This is a genomic window from Paenibacillus prosopidis (assembly GCF_003337375.1).
Classification (GTDB): Bacteria; Bacillota; Bacilli; order Paenibacillales; family Paenibacillaceae; genus Pristimantibacillus; species Pristimantibacillus prosopidis.
Genome location: NZ_QPJD01000006.1, coordinates 154,282 through 172,153, shown reverse-complemented (window position 1 = coordinate 172,153; position 17,872 = coordinate 154,282). Strand labels below are relative to the sequence as shown.

Annotated in this window: 15 protein-coding genes and 2 pseudogenes; 7 read left to right on the top strand and 10 right to left on the bottom strand. The window is 46.4% G+C overall.

The features are described 5' to 3' along the window. Positions 1–22 precede the first annotated feature (22 nt). On the bottom strand, positions 23–481 hold the full coding sequence (locus DFP97_RS11140) for a Fur family transcriptional regulator (protein ID WP_245976115.1): 459 nt from the start codon (positions 479–481) through the stop codon (positions 23–25). 318 nt (positions 482–799) lie between these two features. Between DFP97_RS11140 and DFP97_RS11135 the strand changes: the two genes are divergently transcribed. The 4 genes from DFP97_RS11135 (at position 800) to DFP97_RS11120 (ending at position 4,460) form a co-directional block, all read left to right on the top strand. Further along, positions 800–1,822 carry a CobW family GTP-binding protein gene (locus DFP97_RS11135; RefSeq protein WP_114380057.1) on the top strand — a complete coding sequence of 341 codons (1,023 nt, stop codon included), beginning with the start codon at positions 800–802 and terminating at the stop codon, positions 1,820–1,822. Positions 1,823–1,898: 76 nt separating this feature from the next. Further along, entirely contained in the window at positions 1,899–2,906 is a 1,008-nt protein-coding gene (locus DFP97_RS11130) for a CobW family GTP-binding protein (protein WP_114380056.1), read from the top strand. Between the two features lie 99 nt (positions 2,907–3,005). Then, the gene (gene folE2 / locus DFP97_RS11125; protein ID WP_114380055.1) at positions 3,006–3,905 is read left to right on the top strand and encodes a GTP cyclohydrolase FolE2; all 900 of its coding nucleotides are present in this window, start codon (positions 3,006–3,008) and stop codon (positions 3,903–3,905) included. A 78-nt stretch (positions 3,906–3,983) separates the two neighbouring features. Then, complete coding sequence (locus DFP97_RS11120) at positions 3,984–4,460, top strand: MogA/MoaB family molybdenum cofactor biosynthesis protein (RefSeq protein WP_114380054.1); 477 nt, start codon at positions 3,984–3,986, stop codon at positions 4,458–4,460. A gap of 173 nt (positions 4,461–4,633) precedes the next feature. On the opposite strand, the gene DFP97_RS11115 is transcribed toward DFP97_RS11120, so the two are convergent. Beyond that, entirely contained in the window at positions 4,634–6,394 is a 1,761-nt protein-coding gene (locus DFP97_RS11115; protein ID WP_114380053.1) for an ABC transporter ATP-binding protein, read from the bottom strand. A 46-nt stretch (positions 6,395–6,440) separates the two neighbouring features. Then, positions 6,441–7,037: a class I SAM-dependent methyltransferase gene (locus DFP97_RS11110; protein ID WP_114380052.1), complete on the bottom strand. Its 597-nt coding sequence runs from the start codon at positions 7,035–7,037 to the stop codon at positions 6,441–6,443. A gap of 152 nt (positions 7,038–7,189) precedes the next feature. On the opposite strand from DFP97_RS11110, the gene DFP97_RS11105 reads away from it, so the two are divergent. From DFP97_RS11105 to DFP97_RS11095, 3 genes are read left to right on the top strand one after another with little or no spacing between them, the layout of a single operon-like run. After that, entirely contained in the window at positions 7,190–7,540 is a 351-nt protein-coding gene (locus tag DFP97_RS11105) for an ArsR/SmtB family transcription factor (protein WP_114380208.1), read from the top strand. 5 nt (positions 7,541–7,545) lie between these two features. After that, entirely contained in the window at positions 7,546–9,756 is a 2,211-nt protein-coding gene (locus DFP97_RS11100) for a heavy metal translocating P-type ATPase (RefSeq protein ID WP_114380051.1), read from the top strand. Positions 9,757–9,787: 31 nt separating this feature from the next. Then, positions 9,788–10,348: a GNAT family N-acetyltransferase gene (locus tag DFP97_RS11095; RefSeq protein ID WP_114380050.1), complete on the top strand. Its 561-nt coding sequence runs from the start codon at positions 9,788–9,790 to the stop codon at positions 10,346–10,348. 496 nt (positions 10,349–10,844) lie between these two features. Here the strand turns inward: DFP97_RS11095 and DFP97_RS11085 are convergent, their stop codons facing one another. The 7 genes and pseudogenes from DFP97_RS11085 to DFP97_RS11060 all read right to left on the bottom strand — a co-directional run bounded on the left by DFP97_RS11085 (position 10,845) and on the right by DFP97_RS11060 (position 17,803). Continuing rightward, positions 10,845–11,822, bottom strand: a complete 978-nt coding sequence (locus DFP97_RS11085) for an SDR family NAD(P)-dependent oxidoreductase (RefSeq protein WP_245976113.1) — start codon at positions 11,820–11,822, stop codon at positions 10,845–10,847. A gap of 131 nt (positions 11,823–11,953) precedes the next feature. Then, positions 11,954–12,475, bottom strand: coding sequence for a TetR/AcrR family transcriptional regulator (locus DFP97_RS11080; protein WP_114380049.1), 522 nt, complete (start codon positions 12,473–12,475; stop codon positions 11,954–11,956). Positions 12,476–12,630: 155 nt separating this feature from the next. Continuing rightward, positions 12,631–14,160: a glycoside hydrolase family 43 protein gene (locus DFP97_RS11075; RefSeq protein WP_114380048.1), complete on the bottom strand. Its 1,530-nt coding sequence runs from the start codon at positions 14,158–14,160 to the stop codon at positions 12,631–12,633. A gap of 50 nt (positions 14,161–14,210) precedes the next feature. Further along, the gene (locus tag DFP97_RS11070) at positions 14,211–15,191 is read right to left on the bottom strand and encodes a glycoside hydrolase family 43 protein (RefSeq protein WP_114380047.1); all 981 of its coding nucleotides are present in this window, start codon (positions 15,189–15,191) and stop codon (positions 14,211–14,213) included. A gap of 216 nt (positions 15,192–15,407) precedes the next feature. Then, positions 15,408–15,503 (bottom strand): annotated as a pseudogene (locus DFP97_RS32100) (VOC family protein); the annotation flags it as partial. Between the two features lie 55 nt (positions 15,504–15,558). Continuing rightward, positions 15,559–15,873, bottom strand: a pseudogene (locus DFP97_RS11065) (DoxX family protein); the annotation flags it as partial. Positions 15,874–16,153: 280 nt separating this feature from the next. After that, positions 16,154–17,803 carry an RNA polymerase sigma factor gene (locus DFP97_RS11060; protein WP_114380045.1) on the bottom strand — a complete coding sequence of 550 codons (1,650 nt, stop codon included), beginning with the start codon at positions 17,801–17,803 and terminating at the stop codon, positions 16,154–16,156. Positions 17,804–17,872: the final 69 nt, after the last annotated feature.

Here is a 17,872-nt window from a genome sequence, read left to right as displayed (position 1 = left end):
TCTTTCATCATTTTGCAAGAGGCTATGCTGACATCGTATCAACGGCCTCCCCCATACCTTGCTGCTGGCAATTGTCACAATAGCCGTAAATTTCAAACTTGTGCTTTACAATCTGAAAATGATCTGGAGCCTGAAAATTGTCCATAGGGCAATATTCGAGCGGAATAAGACGGCTGCATGTCAGACAGATCATGTGATGATGATGGTGAAGATGTCCGAAACAGCCTACTCGAAACCTGCTGCTATCCTCAAACTGAAATTGCTCGATGACACCTATTTCCTCTAACAATCTTAAATTGCGATATACCGTATCAAAGCTGAGTCCGTTGTATTTATCGATCATCCCGAGATACACTTCCTTAGCCGATAAGAATCCGGAAGCATCAGCAAACAATTGGGCAATCGTTCTACGTTGTTCGGTTATTCGCAGTCCATGTCTGGTCATGGACTGAACAATAAGCTCTGCATCCCTTTCCTTCACAGGACGTACCGCCTTTCTAAGGTATTACGAGCACAATTCGTAATTATTACGATATTTGAACGAGAGAAAAACCGACCGAAGACGGCTTAATAGTAATTATTACGTTTAATAAAGTGTAGCAACTAGCTTTACATTCGTCAATAAATAAGTTTTTGAGCGGTTGTCGGATGACAAGAATATTTATGCACCTTGGCATGGTTTACGGAACTAGGTGAATATAGTATGATGAATGCGTTTAATCGTAATCATTACTTTTAACGACTCTTTATTCGATCCATGAATACATACAACTAAACGAAGAAAAGGGAGAATCAATCTATGAGAATACCAGTCATTGTTCTAAGCGGGTTTCTAGGCAGCGGCAAGACAACACTGCTCCTGCGGTTGCTGGACGAAGCGAAAACACGTGGCTTACAGCCCGGCGTCATTATGAATGAATTAGGCAGCAGGGATGTCGACGGCCATATTCTGAATGGACACTCAGATTCAGCGATCGAGAAACTGTTAGATGGCTGCGTCTGCTGCAGCAGACGCAGTGAATTGGCCGGCAGCATCCAATCTTTGTCCAAGCAGAAGCCTGACGTCATCTTTATCGAGCTGACAGGCGTAGCTAATCCCGAAGAAATAGCCGATGCGCTTACGGAGCCTCAAGTGCTCGGGCTCGTTCAGCTCAAGCAGATCGTAACCTTGCTGGATGCCGAGCATGTGCTTACTTACAACAGTATTTTTGAATCTGATCTATCGCTGCTGCGAACCTTGCGGCGGCAGATGGAAACGGCTGATCTCATTATCGTAAACAAGACTGATCTTGTAACAGCACCTAAGCTGAGCAAGATTGACAAGGTGATTCGCAAACAGAATGATACGGCCCTTGTTATTCCTGCCGCTTATAGTCAAGTCGATCTGAATCTGCTCCTTGCAACCGTCAAGAAGCAGGAACGGCAAGCGATCCCCGTTGCCCGGTCGTTCAAGATGCTGAAGGCAGTTCCCGCCGGACATCATCAAGATAAAGAACGAACCATACCTGAAAAAACGTTATCATTCTCGCGCGTCCAAACCATGACGCTGCCGATCGTATCCGCGACACAGCCAAGCCGCAGACATATTGAAAAATTTCTTCTCAAATTCAAGGAACAGCTGCTTCGGGCTAAAGGCTATATTCGCCTTAAAGAAGAGAAATCTGTCATGCTCATGCAATACGCAGGCAAACGGATAACTTGGACGGAGTCCGACTTTAGCGGTGAATCCTACATCGTCTTCATTGGCATAAATCTTAATGAACAGCAGCTCGAGGCGGAATGGAAACGCTGGTTGCAATTAGACCGGATTCGTACTCTTTGACAAATATTACTGAACCTTTTATACTCTTTAATAGTAATATTTACGATTAAACTCTACATTATAAGGAGTGTCGCTTATGTCGCAAGCTGTAGAAGCTGATTCTCGCATACCGGTTACTGTTTTGACCGGATTCCTTGGTGCAGGCAAGACCACCCTGTTGAATCACGTCCTTACGGCCGATCACGGTCAAAAGATCGCGGTAATTGTGAATGAATTCGGAGAGGTAGGTATCGATAATCAACTCGTCGTAGGAGCGGATGAAGAGATTTTCGAGATGAACAATGGTTGTATTTGCTGTACGGTCCGGGGAGATCTTATCCGCATTCTCGGTGAGCTGATGGATGCCAAGAGAGGTGCCGGTGATTCGCGTAAAGCTAACTTCGACCGTGTGCTTATTGAGACAACAGGATTGGCCGACCCGGCCCCGGTGGCCCAAACTTTCTTCGTGGACGAGGAAATGGCAGAGTTCTACAAGTTGGATGCCATTGTAACTGTCGTCGATGCGAAGCATGCCGACCAGCATTTGGATGACGGTCATGAAGCGCAAGAGCAGGTCGCTTTCGCCGATGTGCTTCTGTTGAACAAGACGGATCTTGTCACGGAGAACGAACTTAAGAAACTCGAGCATCGCCTAATAGCCATGAACCCTGCAGCCAAGCTATACCATACCCGGCAATCTCAAATTGATATTCATCATATTCTGGGTATCGGGGCATTCGACCTGGAGAAGAAGCTGGAGCTTGATCCCGGCTTCCTTGAGGAAGAGGACCATGATCACGATGATGATGTCTACTCCCTGTTCTTCCGTGAGGAACAGCCGCTTGATTTGGTGAAATTAGAGCGGTTCCTGCAGGAGTGGTTGACGGATCATGGCACCGATACATTCCGTTACAAGGGTGTCCTTCATATTAAAGGGGTCAAGCAGCGCATTGTGTTCCAAGGCATCCACATGTTGTTTAGCTCCTACCCTGACCGCGACTGGAGAGCCGATGAACAGCGGGTCAGCGAGTTCGTTATTATCGGCAGAAACCTGGACACGGAATGGTTTAACGAACAATTTGCAAACTGTGTAGCCACGTCATAAGGCTATTCACAATGTGCAAATGAAAGTAAAGCCCATTACCTGAACGGTAATGGGCTCTTCATTAATTTTAAACAACACAAAGGAGTATTTAATTCCAACATGTCTAAATTGAATCTACCTACTAAGCAAGAACGGCATACCCGGTTCGGATCAATCCAGCCCGCTGCAGGCACTAAACCGACTAGCAAAGAACTCATGACAGACCTGCAGAATAAACCTCACGATTACTTGTTTGCCTTGGATGCTGTGGGGATTTGTGAAGTGAAGTATCCCGTTAATATACCTTCCAGCACAAGCCCTACGATGCAAGTCAGTATGGCTGCATTCAAAATGACGACCAGCCTGGGACGCCACTCCAAAGGAATCAATATGAGCCGGATAATGGAGCAGCTGGAAGCATACCGCCAAGAGAACTGGGTTATGAATTTACCCACTCTAGCCAATTTCACTCAAGAATTAGCAGCGCGAATGCAGCAAACCAGCGCAGAGATTGAAGTGTGGTTTCCCTGGTTCTATGAACGCATCTCCCCTGCCTTGAAGAAAACAGGACTCCAGCATAGCGAGGCATTCATAAAAATCAGTTATGAGAAGGACTGTCCCATTAAAGCGGAAATCGGAATAAAAGCTGCAATAACCACCTTATGCCCATGCTCCAAGGAAATTAGTGAATACAGCGCCCATAATCAGAGAGGGATCGTCACTATTACCGCTGTGCCCTATGATCCGATAAATGTTAACGAAGATTGGAAGGCTATGCTGCTTGAGGCGGCGGAATCCAATGCCAGCAGTATGCTGTATCCTGTGCTGAAGCGTCCGGATGAGAAGAAAGTAACCGAGACGGCTTATGAGAATCCGAGATTCGTCGAGGATATGGTCCGCCTTGTGGCGGCAGATTTATATGAGATGGAAAGTATTCAGGCTTTCACGGTAGAATGCCGGAACGAAGAATCGATTCATCTGCATGATGCAATTGCAAAAATCACCTTTTCCAAAGAATGAAAATGAAGAGAGGACGGGATCACCGTGTCAGCTTCTGTTGAACAGCACCGCAAGGAGGCGCCTTCCTCCGTCAACTGTATGATTATTACCGTATCTGATACAAGAACGGAAGAAACCGACAAGAGCGGAGCTCTGCTAAGGGAGCTTCTCGAGGCATCCGGTTACAAGGTCACGAAATATGCGATTGTGAAGGATGAATATGAGGAGATTCAGTACGCCATCCGCAGCGGTTCGGCTAACCCTTCGGTTGAAGCCATTCTCCTGAACGGCGGAACCGGAATCGCCAAGAGGGACACGACGTACGAAGCAGTAAGGGACCTGTTAACTAAGGAGATGCACGGCTTCGGCGAGCTGTTCCGGTACTTAAGCTTCGCAGAGGATATCGGAACGGCTGCCATTCTCAGCCGGGCTATCGCTGGTGTATATGAAGATACGGCGGTATTTTCAATACCGGGCTCGAGCGGAGCTGTGAAGCTTGCCGTTAACCGCATTATTATTCCGGAGCTCAGGCATGTGATGCGAGAGATCTACAAGGATTTATCGTGTGGACATTAGATCCACTATAATAACGGATTTGATGTCCTTGTAAGCTAGTCATGGATTCGTTTCGATTCTTAACCAGGGCTGTCCCAAAAAGTCGTAAACCTTGAGGACCAGCCCCTGTTTCATAAATGGTACAAACAAAAAGAAACCAATCCTTGGTTAATTGGTTTCACGTTCTGAGAAGTTTATATGACGGGTTCGACTTCTTTTAGATTCTGCACATTAAACAAACGGGCATATCCCCCGTCTTTCCTCATCAGTTCTTCATGGGACCCCTTCTCTTTAATTTCCCCATTCTCAATGAGTACAATTTGATCCGCATGAGTAATCGTTGACAGGCGGTGTGCGACAATTAAAGTCGTTCTGTCTTTAGCTAATCTTTCAAGAGATTCTTGAATTAAATGCTCAGACTCCAAATCAAGGGCGGAGGTTGCTTCATCAAGCACTAAAATCCGCGGATCTTTAAGAAACACCCTGGCAATGGCAATTCTCTGCTTTTGTCCCCCTGACAGCTTAACGCCCCGTTCGCCTATTTCCGTGTCGTAGCCGTTTGGCAGATTCATAATAAAATCATGTGCGTTCGCAGCTTGAGCCGCTTTAAAGATTTGTTCTTCTGCAGCATCAGGATTTCCAAAAAGGATATTCTCGCGGACGCTGCCGCTAAATAGGATATTATCCTGCAAGACCATTCCAATCTGGCTTCGCAAGCTTTTTATGGTTATATCCTTAATATCCGTATCATCTAACCGAATGCTTCCCTGCTGGATATCGTAAAACCGGGGAATCAAACTGATTAACGATGATTTGCCTCCTCCGCTCATCCCTACGAAAGCGATCGTCTCTCCTGGATGGATACTGAGTTGAAGCTTGTTTAAAACCCATCCGGCCGAAGCCTCATACCGGAAACTGACGTCGTTAAAATCAATTTTTCCCTTTACGTCCGTTATCGGTTTCGCTTGAGGTGAATCCATAATATCGTAAGGTTCATTCATAAGTTCAACCACCCGATCCAAGGAGGCGCTTGCCTGTGTCAATTCTGTAGAAGAATTAACTAAACGTCGAAGCGGACTATACAGCCGTTCCAAGTATGCAAAAAATGCGATAAAGGCTCCTAACGAAATATTTTCTTGTATCACTTGATAGCCTCCATAAAATAAAACCAATAATGGAGCAAGATCCGTTAATGTATTGATGATGGCGTTTGTCAATGCATTCCATTTGGTCAATGCCAAAGCTCTTTGCAGAAAGTGCCGGTTCTTCACGTCAAAATTTTCTTTTTCGACGTCCTCCAGCGTGAAGCTCTTGATGACCGGCATTCCGTTAACCCGTTCAAACAGATAGCTTTGTATATTCGCCAGTGCTTGTGACCTTGCCTTCGTATAAGACTTTAACCTTTTGTACAGCTTCTTGACGGACAAAGCATAAAAGGGGAATACCGCTATAGAGACCAAAGTTAATTCAAAATCCATATAAAACATGAATCCTAGGGCAATAGACAGCGTGAATAGATCCAGCCATACATTCATCATTCCGGTTTCCACGATGCTCTTTGTTTGTTCAGCGTCATTAATCATCCGGGATATGATTTCACCGGTTTTATGATTTTGATAATACCTTAAGGACAGCTTTTGAATATGTACAAACAGACGATTGCGAAGATCGTATAGAATACGGCTGGTTATTAATTGAGCAAAGTATTGTCTGAGATACTCTATGGGCGCCCTAACCACAACAAACAGTGCAATAGCGCCCAGCATAACATAACTTAATTTTTCGATTTTCACATCTATAGGGAGTGAGCTTAGCAATAAATCGTCAACCACATATTTCATAAGGAGAGGCAGCGTCAACGGTATCCCAAATTTTATCATCCCAATCAATACCGTAACGATTACTAACTTCCAATAAGGTTTTACAAATGTAAAATAGGTTTTGAAGCTCGACATAGCGTACTCCTTTTTTAATTGATATTCGATTTTTTCTCCACCAGAATCAAAGCCCGGCTTTGATCGCTTCTGCTACGATAAAAATATCCTTATAATAACGTTTTTCATTTATCACCTTGAAGTTCGACTGTTTGACCAGATCCAGCGTTGGACGGTTTAAATGGCAACCATCACATAACCTCCTCCAAACAGGTGTGAGACGATCCTGTAATGGGCCGAGAAAAGGATGATCAATTTTTACATGCTCAAATATAAACAATTGACCGTCCGGTTTACAGACACGGCTAATCTCTTCCAGTGCCTTTATTGGATCCGGAATTGTGCAGAGCACTAAAGTACAAACAATCGTATCGAAATGGTTATCGGGGAAAGGAAGCTTTTCGGCGTTTGCAGACATGAGCTCAATGTGAACTTGGGCCTGCTGCGCTCTCTGTATGGATAATTGTCTCATAAGAGGCTCAGGTTCGATGGCAGTTACCTTTTTGGCATTTATATAGAAAGGAAAATTCAAACCGGTCCCTGATCCAATTTCCAGTACTTCTCCGCTTGCTTTTTGAATCAGCTGCCTTCTAATCGCACCGAAACCTCTTCGTTCAAACGGCCCCATCAATGTATCATAAAGTTTCGGAAACCATTTTCCCATGCAGAGATCACCTCGCTCACTACCTATAATGATTGCAACAAACATTATAAGCAACTTCAATAATAAACGTTATTGTAACATATATTAGTAAGTGTTAATATGATGCCAATAAACATATTAGAACCCGCTAATATGAATTGGGGGCGAAAAGCATCGTGAAAAACAAGCTGGATGTTAAAGCAAAATTCATTCGTGCTTTTAGTGACAAAACGCGACTTCAAATATTGGAATGTATCAAAGACAGCGAGAAACCGGTATCCCAAATTGTTGAAGAGCTGAACGGAAATCAATCAAATATATCCCAGCATTTGGCCTGTTTGAAAGGCTGCGGGATCATTGTAAGCCGGCAGGAAGGGAAATACATGTATTACAGCTTGCAGAGCGAGCAAATTAAGCTGCTTCTAACGATGATGGACCATGTGTTTCACCAGGTCGAAGAAGAAGTAACGGCATGCGAGAAAAATGACCAGCTTGATTGTTGCGTGAGACAACAGGAGGTGTAAGACACATGGAGGAAGAAGACCACAATAAACAATCCTGCTGTACGGACGGAGCCTGCTCCCCGGATCCAAAGCCCAAATTCAAAAAAATGCTGCCTTTAATAGATTCAGCTGCTGATCATTCAGAGGGACTGACGTCTGAGTTCAATGTACAAGGAATGGATTGCAGCTCCTGTGCCTTAACAATCGAAAAACACTTAAAAAGCGTGCCTTTCGTCAAGACCGTTAGCGTCAACTTTTCGACGGGGAAAGCCAAAATTGAACACGTAGGCGATACGGAGTTAATAATTAAAGAGGTTAATAAAGCTGGATACAAAGCGAGCTTGGCATCTAATAAAAGATTGCATCAGCAGGAGGATCGATCAGGAATCAATCTGCTTATATTGTCTGGAACTCTTTTATTACTCGGGTTTGTTGGCACTCTCACCGATCTAAATCCAAATCCTGTTCTGCTAACGGTGTTGTATGCACTATCCATCATTGTAGGAGGATACAAACCTGCCAAAAGCGCTTTCTTTGCCGTCAAAAGCGGCTCTATGGACATGAATGTGCTAATGACTGCTGCGGTGATCGGCGCCGCAGCTATCGGAGAATGGCTGGAAGGCGCCACAGTGGTTTGGTTATTTGCTTTGGGCAATGCTCTCCAAACAAGGTCCATCGAAAAAACGCGCAATTCAATACGTAATCTAATCGACCTCGCTCCTCCCGAAGCATGGGTCAAGAGCGGTAACGACTTGGTTAAAAGACCCGTGGAGGAAATTTCAGTCGGGCAGCTCATTTTTGTGAAACCCGGAGATAAAATCCCGCTTGACGGCGAAGTCCTTAAAGGGGAATCAAGCGTTAACCAGGCGCCTATTACCGGGGAGTCCATTCCTGTTGATAAACAAACCGGAGATCAGGTTTATGCGGGAACTATTAATGAACATGGCATGTTAGAAATAAAAGTCACTAAATTAGTCGGGGATACCACGATCTCGAAAATTATCCATCTGGTCGAAGAAGCCCAGGAACAAAAGGCGCCTATGCAGGCGTTTGTTGATAAATTCGCCCGTGTATACACGCCGATTGTTTTTGCGTTCGCTATAGCAGTTATGCTGCTGCCTCCGCTTTTTGGCTCTGGAGAATGGGGAGAATGGTTTTACAAAGGACTTGAGCTTCTTGTCGTGGCATGCCCCTGCGCACTGGTCATCTCCACTCCTGTTGCCATTGTTTCGGCCATCGGAAATGCAGCTAAGAATGGTGTATTAATAAAGGGCGGGGCCTTTTTAGAGGTTGCAGGGGCTGTAAACGCCATAGCGTTTGATAAGACTGGGACACTTACAGAAGGTAAGCCAAAAGTGACTGAGGTGATTCCTTTACTGGCAACAGAACATGATGTTTTGTCGATTGCGCGGACGCTGGAGGAATTCTCTTCCCACCCCATCGCCAAAGCGATTTCCCGGTATGCCGTCGAACGAGGAGTTCCTTCTTTAAACGGTGAGCATTTCAGGAACATCGTCGGAAAGGGAATTCAAGCGACAATTGGAGATACCGTATATTTCGCAGGAAATCTCAAATTGTTTCAAGAGTTAAAATCCGATCTCAGGGAGTTGGAGCCGCGAGCCGCATCCTTACAGCAGGAAGGAAATACGATTGTTATCATCGGAACAAAGGAACAACTTATCGGTATAATCGCTGTTGCTGACACTGTTCGAGAGAGTGCAGTGACTGCACTTAATAGCCTTAAACAAACGGGAATAACTCAGGTCGTTATGCTCACAGGCGACAATCAGGGTACCGCAAAAAAAGTAGCTGCGCAGACGGGTGTTACCCGGTACTATGCTGAATTGCTTCCGGAAGATAAGGTTGCAGCCATACACAAGCTTCAACAAGAGGGGTACATTATTGCGATGGTTGGCGATGGCATCAACGACGCCCCTGCTCTTGCAGCCGCGGATTTGGGCATTGCTATGGGCGGCGTCGGAACGGACACTGCGATGGAAACCGCAGACATCGTTTTGATGGCTGACAACTTGGAGAAGCTGCCCTTTACGGCAAAGCTCAGCCGCAGCGCTTTGCGGATTATTAAGCAAAATATTTGGTTTTCCATTGTGATCAAGCTCTTAGCCATCTCGCTAATCTTCCCCGACGTGCTGACCTTATGGATTGCAGTGTTAAGCGATACGGGAGCTGCCCTGCTCGTTATCCTAAACAGTATGAGACTGCTAAAATCGTCTTAAAAACGAACTATAGGTAGCGGAGGCGACGGCATTGGCGATAGAATTCATGACAACTAATCAGTGGAACGACTCATTGTGGCGCTTGATCGGACCGGTTTACCAGGAAGCTTTTCCCCGCGGCGCCAAGACGGAAACGATTCTCCGCAGCATGCTGGATAGAGGAATTGCCTGGCTTCATGCCGTTCTTGAGGATGGCCGCGCGTCAGCCATGGCGGTAACGGGAATTGTCGTCGAAGGTACAAACAAGGTTCTTATCATCGATTACATGGCGGTTCGCAGAGACATGCGCGGCCGGAGCGTTGGCGGTCAATTTCTGGACAAGATCCGTGAATGGGCGCAGCAGGAACAAGGCGTGAATACGATCGTCATTGAAGTCGAGGCGGAGGATACGGAAGCGAACGCCTATCGGATGTGCTTTTGGGAAAAAAACGGCTTTCGGCCTACCGCCTACGTGCACAAGTATATATGGGTACCTGAGCCTTACCTTGCGATGGTACTTCCTCTGAATGATAGTGACACAATTCCCGAGGACGGGAAAACGCTCTTCCGCTACATTACGAAATTTCATGAGAAAGCCTACCGGCGACGATAGGCTTTCTCAATCGCATTTCTCCGACTATGCCTGAGCCGCCGCTTCCTTAGCAGTCACCTCGGCGCGGAACCGGAAAGTTCAGCAGCAGGAATCCGGCTAGGAATACAAGCGTTCCTCCGATCACATCCCGGGCCTGTCAAATTTGGCAGACGATCGAATGATAGCGGGATTAACAAAGAAAACCGCCCTGATGAAAAGGCGGTAAATTGAAAACTATTGTTTCTCGTTAGTCGAACCTACGTACAATTAATGTTTATTTTTATTTGATGCCGGATGTAGCAATACCTTCGATAATATAACGCATGGCGGCTGGCTAAAGAAATCATTCCACGTCCAAATGAAGGTAAAGATCGTCGTTGTCACAATAGCCGGCATGGTCAATGGCAGAATAAATCTTGTTATATTCCTATCGGCCGGCATCCGTCAACCGCGGCCGCCTCGATCTCCACCGCACATTAAATCTCTGTTTCCTCCAAATCAATTAGTGATTAATCAATTACTTCTGATGTAAAAGAGAGCCATTTCTTCCCTGCAACTCGCGAACAGTAACCGCGATTCCCTTTTCGAAGGCGGTCGCCCGTACCGGGCCGATCAACCGCTCGTATTTCTCCCCGCTCAAGACAAGCGGTTCTTCGGTCAAATAGAGCATTTCCACTACCTCCTTCATTACCGGTACGGCCATGCCGAGCAAAGACAGCCCGACTCTTCCAAGCGGAATGACCGGTTTGGCGCTCCCGCTTGCCTGTCGGGCTATTCGCTCGATCTCCTTTCCCGAGATCAAGCCTGCACCTGGAATATGCCAGTTCTGCCTATAAGCATCGTCCCTTCCGGCGAGTTCCGTGATCATGAACGCCGCATCCGGCAAATAGACGAACTCCCGGGGGACATGCATATTGCCGATGAAAAATGCCATCTTTCCGGCCGCGATCGCTTCAAGCGTAGAACCCAGATAAGAAGCCTCATTCGCCGTGGGGCCATAATAATCCGGCAAGCGGACGATCATAACCTTAGCTCGGTTCCACCTTTGATCGAGCAGCATCTCCTCGTAAGCGAGCCTGACCTTGCCCTTCCTCGTATGCGGCTGCTTCGGATGCTCCTCGGTCGCACGAGCCATCTGTCTTCTTCCATAGGGATAGACACCGTCGATGGCGACAACCTTTATGCTCAGACGGTCAGCCGCCTCCATCACCGATTCGCCAAGAGGAATCAGCTTGCTTACCATCTCGTGATACGGCACGTTCGCGCAATGGAACAGGACTTCCGCGCCTTCCGAAGCGGAGACGATATCATCCGGATGGAAAGCATCACCTACGGCAATCGTTAAATGCTCCGAATGACCCAGTCTAGCGCTAAGCTGCTCCAGCTTCTGGCGAGATCGCCCGAAAGCCACCGTCCGGATCCCTCTCTTGACCAGTTCCTCCACTACCGAAGCGCCCGTACCGCCCGTTGCTCCTACTACAATTGCTTTTTCCAAAGGAATCACCTCATTCATTTTTTGTGATTGATCAATCACTAACTTGAATCCAATATAACATGTTGTGATTGATCAGTCAATTACAATTATTGATTGGTCAATCACAACTTTTGAAAAACTTATCCCCCTCCTCATATTTCCTTCAATTCGGGCATTGCCAGTGCTACCGAAATGTTGCAAAGCATACCCCGGGCCAGGAATAACATCGTCCGTTCCTCGGCATTTGGAATGCCGGCTGCTCGGAAGGCTTCCAAAACCATACGGCGAACTTCCCCGAATCCATTGCGCATTGCTTCCCGGATCGAGTCTTCCCGGATCGTCTGAGCCTGCATCTGAAGCATTACTTCATTTTGATAGGTGCCCAGAATACCCTCATAGGCCTGAATCAGGTCGCTCTCCAATTGTTCCGGTGAAGCGGACTCCACGACCTTGCGGAAGGAATCGATCAATCGGTCCCAGGATGCCTCCAGCGCCGCCAGCAACAAAGCTTCTTTCGTAGAGAAAAAACGAAAAATATACGGCTGCGATATTTGGGCCCGTTCCGCGACCTGTGCCGTCGTTGCACGGAAATATCCAATCTCCGCGAATACCTCGATCGCAGCAGAAATGATGTCCGATTTGCGATTAACCGCGGTCGTTTCGATTTTTGCCATCAGATTACCGCCTCCTTCACATGTTAGTGATCCATCAATTAGTATACCCAGTATATCCGATAAATAATATCGAAGCAATGCGGCAGCAGGTGTAAAAAAACATCAGTGCCGCAAAGTTTGGGCACTGATGAATAACTCGCATGAATGAAATATTATTAATTGAGCTTTTCTTTCATCCTGGTATAACGGAAATATTCAAAATCGACATACCCGCCAATTTCCTTGGTAGCATAATGAAACAACCCTATCCGGTATCCCATAAAATGATCCAACGTATATTTCATCTCTAACGGACGGCCGATTTGAATCCAATTGACTCCGTCTTCGGCGTAATAAAAGCTTGCAAGGTCAATACTGTTGTCAAAATTAAATTCAATCTTTAAGAAAATCTGACTGCCATCGTATCGAATGCGCTCTAGCTCAACTTCGCTACCGTCGCCCCGATTGACGCACATTGTAACGAATCTGTCGCCGTTCTCCGCAACTTTAATGCCAACGGTGCCGAAGTAATTCTGCAAAGCAATCAAACCAGCATGATCGCCAGGCTTCATATGGGAAACGTCCATCAATGTCATCCCAACGCAGGCTGGGCCTTCCGTTCGCTGGGTTAACGTATTACGGGCATATAGAACACTGTTGGTTATATTCCCCGTTTTCAATCGCAGAAAGCCTGGCCGCTCCGTTACTGACCAAAACCGATTGTCAGGGTTATGATTCCACTGCCAGTTCAGCGCCAGTTTGTTTTCCGCATAATCAAACTCGTCGCTGATCACAAGCGGCTCACTGGGAGAGTAGGGCAAATCAACTTCAAACTGCTCCAGCGCCTTCCCATCGAATCCGATGACTGGCCATCTATCTACCCAGGAAAGCGGCAAGAGATAAGGGACTCTGCCGACGGCATCGTGATCTTGGAACAGCATGGCATACCACTCCCCGCCAGGCGTGTCAAAGATGCCCCCTTGCGCTATGCCTTTGTTGTAGTACCCCATGTCATCATCCAAGATGATTTTGCGTTCATACGGACCCAAAAGCTTCTTCGAACGGTAACAGATTTGCCTGCGTCGGCCGTTTCCTACGCCTGCCAAGGGCCATTCGATGAACAATAAATAATAATAGCCGTCGATTTTATATGCGTGACAGCCTTCGCATCGAAGCCCGATCCCATGCCGCTCCGTTTCGAACAGGAGCTGGTTAATGCCGCCAGGCTTGATCGCCGTCGCATCGGCCGTCAGCTCGGTGATGTGAATATTTCCGCAGCCGAAGAAGACAAACACGCGGTCTTCGTCGAACAATAAGCCCGGGTCATGATGGAGTCCATTGATAACGGAGCGCTCCCATTGACCGCTCTCTATATCGTCGCTTCGGTAAATATAGAATTGGTGCATGTCATTGCTAGAGAAACACACATAAAACATCTCGTTATGATAACGGAGACTTGCTGCCCAGGAGCCTTGTCCGTAAATGTTTTTGCCATCTATCAGATTATGGGCGTCGTTATCCTCGAACCGGTCGTATACGTAGCTCACAATTTCCCAATTCATTAAATCCTCGGACTTCATAATCGGACAGCCCGGCATCGAGTGCATGCTTGTGCTGACCATATAGTAGGAAGTCCCTACTCTTATAAGGTCCACATCCGGAACATCCGCCCACATGATCGGATTCGTGATTACCGTTTTGCTCATCTCATGCTCCTCCTAACTCATTTTGGCATCGTTTGTCATAAATAATCGGTTTATGCATAAGGATCGATCGTCCGAATTGTTCCGTCCTCGTTATAATGCAGTTCCGTATATTTGACGCTCCGCTTATGGTTGACGCCTCCAGAGAGGGAACAATCATGATAAAACAAGCACCATTTGTCTTCGAACCGGACGATGGAGTGATGGGTCGTCCAGCCGATTACCGGCGTAAGGATCGTCCCCTTGAAGGTATATGGGCCCATCGGATTCCGGCTGACGGCATAGACGAGCTTATGCGTGGTACCGGTCGAGTAGGATAGATAGTACCATCCGTTATACTTGTGCACCCACGGTCCTTCAAAAAAGCGCCGGTCCTCGTCGCCAGCCGGAATCGGCTTGCCATTCTCATCAACGATCGTGATTTCCTGCGGAGCTCCTTGGAAAGACAACATGTCCTCGCTTAGCAATGCGACCCGCGGACCTAGCGCAGGAGCACTCGCATCCGGCCCCGTCGCTTCCGGCTCGAAGTTGCCCGTCTGCCATTTTTCCAGTTGGCCGCCCCATAGCCCCCCAAAGTAGATGTAGGCCTGATTGTCGTCGTCAACGAGTACGGCCGGATCGATGCTGTAGCTGCCTTCCATGTAAGTCGGCTGAGGGTGAAAAGGACCGGCTGGCGAAGAGCTTGTCGCCACTCCGATCCGAAAGATCCCGTCATGGTCCCGCGCGGGAAAAAACAAGTAATAGGTATCGTTTTTATAAGCGGCATCCGGTGCCCAGAGCTGCTTGGAGGCCCACGGGATATCTTTTAGATGAAGGACCTGACCGTGATCAACGACGGGAGAAGCGAGATTATCCATAGACAGCACATGATAATCTTCCATTGCGTATTGGTCCCCATTGTCGTTAGAGGGCCTGTCGTGATCGAGGTCGTGCGATGGGTAAATATAAATTTTGCCCTCAAATACATGTGCGGAAGGATCGGCCGTAAAAATATGGGTGACAAGCGGTTGATTAGGTTTAGGTATTTGGTTCATGCGAATTCTCCTTTTTTTGTATCGCGTTAATAGTTGACGATAAATAGAGTGTAGCGTCTACCATTTGTGGAAACAACCTGTCGATTAATAGTAATAGTCATTAATTGAACAAAGGCAGTTCTGACCGGCTGCGATAACAACGTGGAACCGTATCTAACCACGTAAAAACGGAGCCATTCGGCTCCGCTTCTTTCTTTTTTCCATTACTGTGTACCGATTTAATTTAGGCTCCATTTTAGCAATGAATTCCTTATTGTGCAGAATGATGCTTGTTTATGCGCCTTTTGTTGGAGAAATTTCCATCCATCTCATTCATCTTGGCTTTTCTAATTTTGTGGTGCGTTACGTAGGAACCTGCAATCACCAGGAACCCGAAGATCATGATGAAGATTCCTTCGATAGGTGTCCCGATGGCAAGGAAGGAATACGTGGCACCGGCGAGGTCGAAGGTAAGACCGGCATATGCCCATTCCGTGATTCTGGGAAACCTGGGTAAGATAATTGCAATGACGCCTAGCAGCTTCGCCACACCTAGGAAGGGGAGAAGATAGGCAGGATAACCAAGCTCTTGAAAAAGGGCAATTGATTCAGCCGAAGAAAGAATGTTAGGTATTGAACCAACCCCCATAAGCAGGGCCACTAATCCAGTACAAATCCAGTAGGTAATGATGAGTTTACGCATAATCTCGATCTTCCTCCTTAACTGTTCGTTATTGTTGTGGTTTCGTTGTTTATGGGTATAGTATACCTAACTAAGAATATTCCTGTCAAGGAATATAAAACAATGCCTTTCCTGTTTAATTCCTGCACGTTTAACATTGCTGCTTCAACATTCAATTTTCTGCTCTTGATCCTCCTCTGCATTCTTTCAAATACTTGATCATATCAAGTATTCTGCAGCGCTGTCTACAACGACAAGCTTAAGGCCACCCCAGTGGATGGCCTTTTCAAACGCTATTAAATCATTGCTTTACCGGGCCCATCCAGGTAGTAATAGTCTTTTTCTGATGTGGCAGTGGCTTCCGAAGCTTACCGTTATCCACTAGATACTTCAAAACATAGGCGTTTAATATCCCTCCACAGGTATTACCCCTAACCATATGAGCAATTTGAGGTTCCAGATGTTTCGGTTGATTTAGTATAGTCAAGTCAAGCATTTTCTCGTATAAATTGGTAATTGCAGGTGCATAAAGACTAGCCAAGTCTGGCATGACTCGATTTAACCGATTAAGCGTTACAGGTGAATCGATCCACACCGCATTAAAACGGTATTTCCCATCTAATTCTCGGATATAACCTTTTTCAAGGAGGAATGCATATTCCTCGCGGTGCGTTTCGTCGTCGGGTAGACCATCTTTCCAAAACTCATTGCAAACCTCAACATCCTTAAAGTCAAGATATCTCCAATCTTTCCGTTCACTCCAATAGGTATTAAGCTGCCATAGGTACAACGCACTACCTTCCTGATAACGAGTCATCGTACCGCAAATGTAATAATAACTTGAATCAAAGCTTAACTCAGGTTGGATGCACTTTTCTAGAGATGCATAAGCGATATATTGACCTCCGTCCTTTCTCATTGGAGCAACTGTATTGAAGCTTACTCCTGTTGGTCGGCTTCGCCATGACTGTTCCCCGATGCTTTTAGGTAGTAAGGTCCAGAGAAGGAAGTTATAGTCCTGATCCGGGAAATACACCCCACTTTCCACAACCTGCTTGCGAATATCCATTAGTGCTTCAAAATGAGTATCGGCGATTTCAGCCGCACAATCTTTATAAAGCTGGTGGCCGGCTTCAAATTGTTCAACCGTTTTATCCCAAATGATAGTATTACTTTGATATTTTCCAGGAGAGATTTCACTGAGAAAATCGTATTCAGCCAAATACCGAACCTCACCTTCTAATAAAGACGGCGGCATACCCAACTCCTGAGCGATTTCATGAATAGTCAATGCCTTATGATAAGCCGCAAATACAATATTTTGAGCCAAGGTTCGCCCAAGAAAATCATTCGTTTCTCCAAGTTTTCCCGGTGTGCCGGAATGTCCTGTATTACACAATCGAATTGGATTTACACTTAAAACGCCGGTCTTTCGCATACGGTTCAGCCCCTTTTTCAATTCCTTCTTGACGTCATGCAGATGCCATTTTACGGTATTGACAGGTATACTAAGGACATTTGCAATTTCACTTTGCTTTAGCCCATCGTAATAATGAAGGACAACAATTCGGCGATGAATATCGGACAGAAACGCGATTTCTCTACGCAGCATTCGATATGCCTCCGTTTCGAGCAGTTGTTCAAGAGGTTCCTGTTGATGATCGGCCAGAAGCTCAGACATACCGTTAATTTCGATCGACTTGGGCGCGTGCGCACGCTTTTTCACCCAATTGACCCAAGTATATCTGGCAATTGTCCAAACATAAGCATCCAGGTTCTGAATGTTCGCCCCCGAGGAAATGGATTTAAGCAATTGCAGCAAGATCTCCTGTGCCAGGTCCTCTGCTTCCATCCGCTGCTTGACCCGGTTCAACGCAAATCCGAAGATGGGTTTGATGTAGGTTCGGATCACTTCCGCTGTTTCGTTCTCGTTCTGCCATGTCGAATTCATCTTTTGCCTCCTGAAATTGCCTTTCAAAAATTCCTATCAATCAAATAGTGTGCCGAAATGAAAAAAGGT

Coding starts and splice junctions, on each gene's coding strand:
- DFP97_RS11135 (WP_114380057.1), top strand. CDS start 800: ATGAGAATACCAGTCATTGTTCTAAGCGGGTTTCTAGGCAGCGGCAAG.
- DFP97_RS11080 (WP_114380049.1), bottom strand. CDS start 12,475: ATGGCAAAAATCGAAACGACCGCGGTTAATCGCAAATCGGACATCATT.
- DFP97_RS11115 (WP_114380053.1), bottom strand. CDS start 6,394: ATGTCGAGCTTCAAAACCTATTTTACATTTGTAAAACCTTATTGGAAG.
- DFP97_RS11110 (WP_114380052.1), bottom strand. CDS start 7,037: ATGGGAAAATGGTTTCCGAAACTTTATGATACATTGATGGGGCCGTTT.
- folE2 (WP_114380055.1), top strand. CDS start 3,006: ATGTCTAAATTGAATCTACCTACTAAGCAAGAACGGCATACCCGGTTC.
- DFP97_RS11075 (WP_114380048.1), bottom strand. CDS start 14,160: ATGAGCAAAACGGTAATCACGAATCCGATCATGTGGGCGGATGTTCCG.
- DFP97_RS11070 (WP_114380047.1), bottom strand. CDS start 15,191: ATGAACCAAATACCTAAACCTAATCAACCGCTTGTCACCCATATTTTT.
- DFP97_RS11100 (WP_114380051.1), top strand. CDS start 7,546: ATGGAGGAAGAAGACCACAATAAACAATCCTGCTGTACGGACGGAGCC.
- DFP97_RS11120 (WP_114380054.1), top strand. CDS start 3,984: ATGATTATTACCGTATCTGATACAAGAACGGAAGAAACCGACAAGAGC.
- DFP97_RS11130 (WP_114380056.1), top strand. CDS start 1,899: ATGTCGCAAGCTGTAGAAGCTGATTCTCGCATACCGGTTACTGTTTTG.
- DFP97_RS11060 (WP_114380045.1), bottom strand. CDS start 17,803: ATGAATTCGACATGGCAGAACGAGAACGAAACAGCGGAAGTGATCCGA.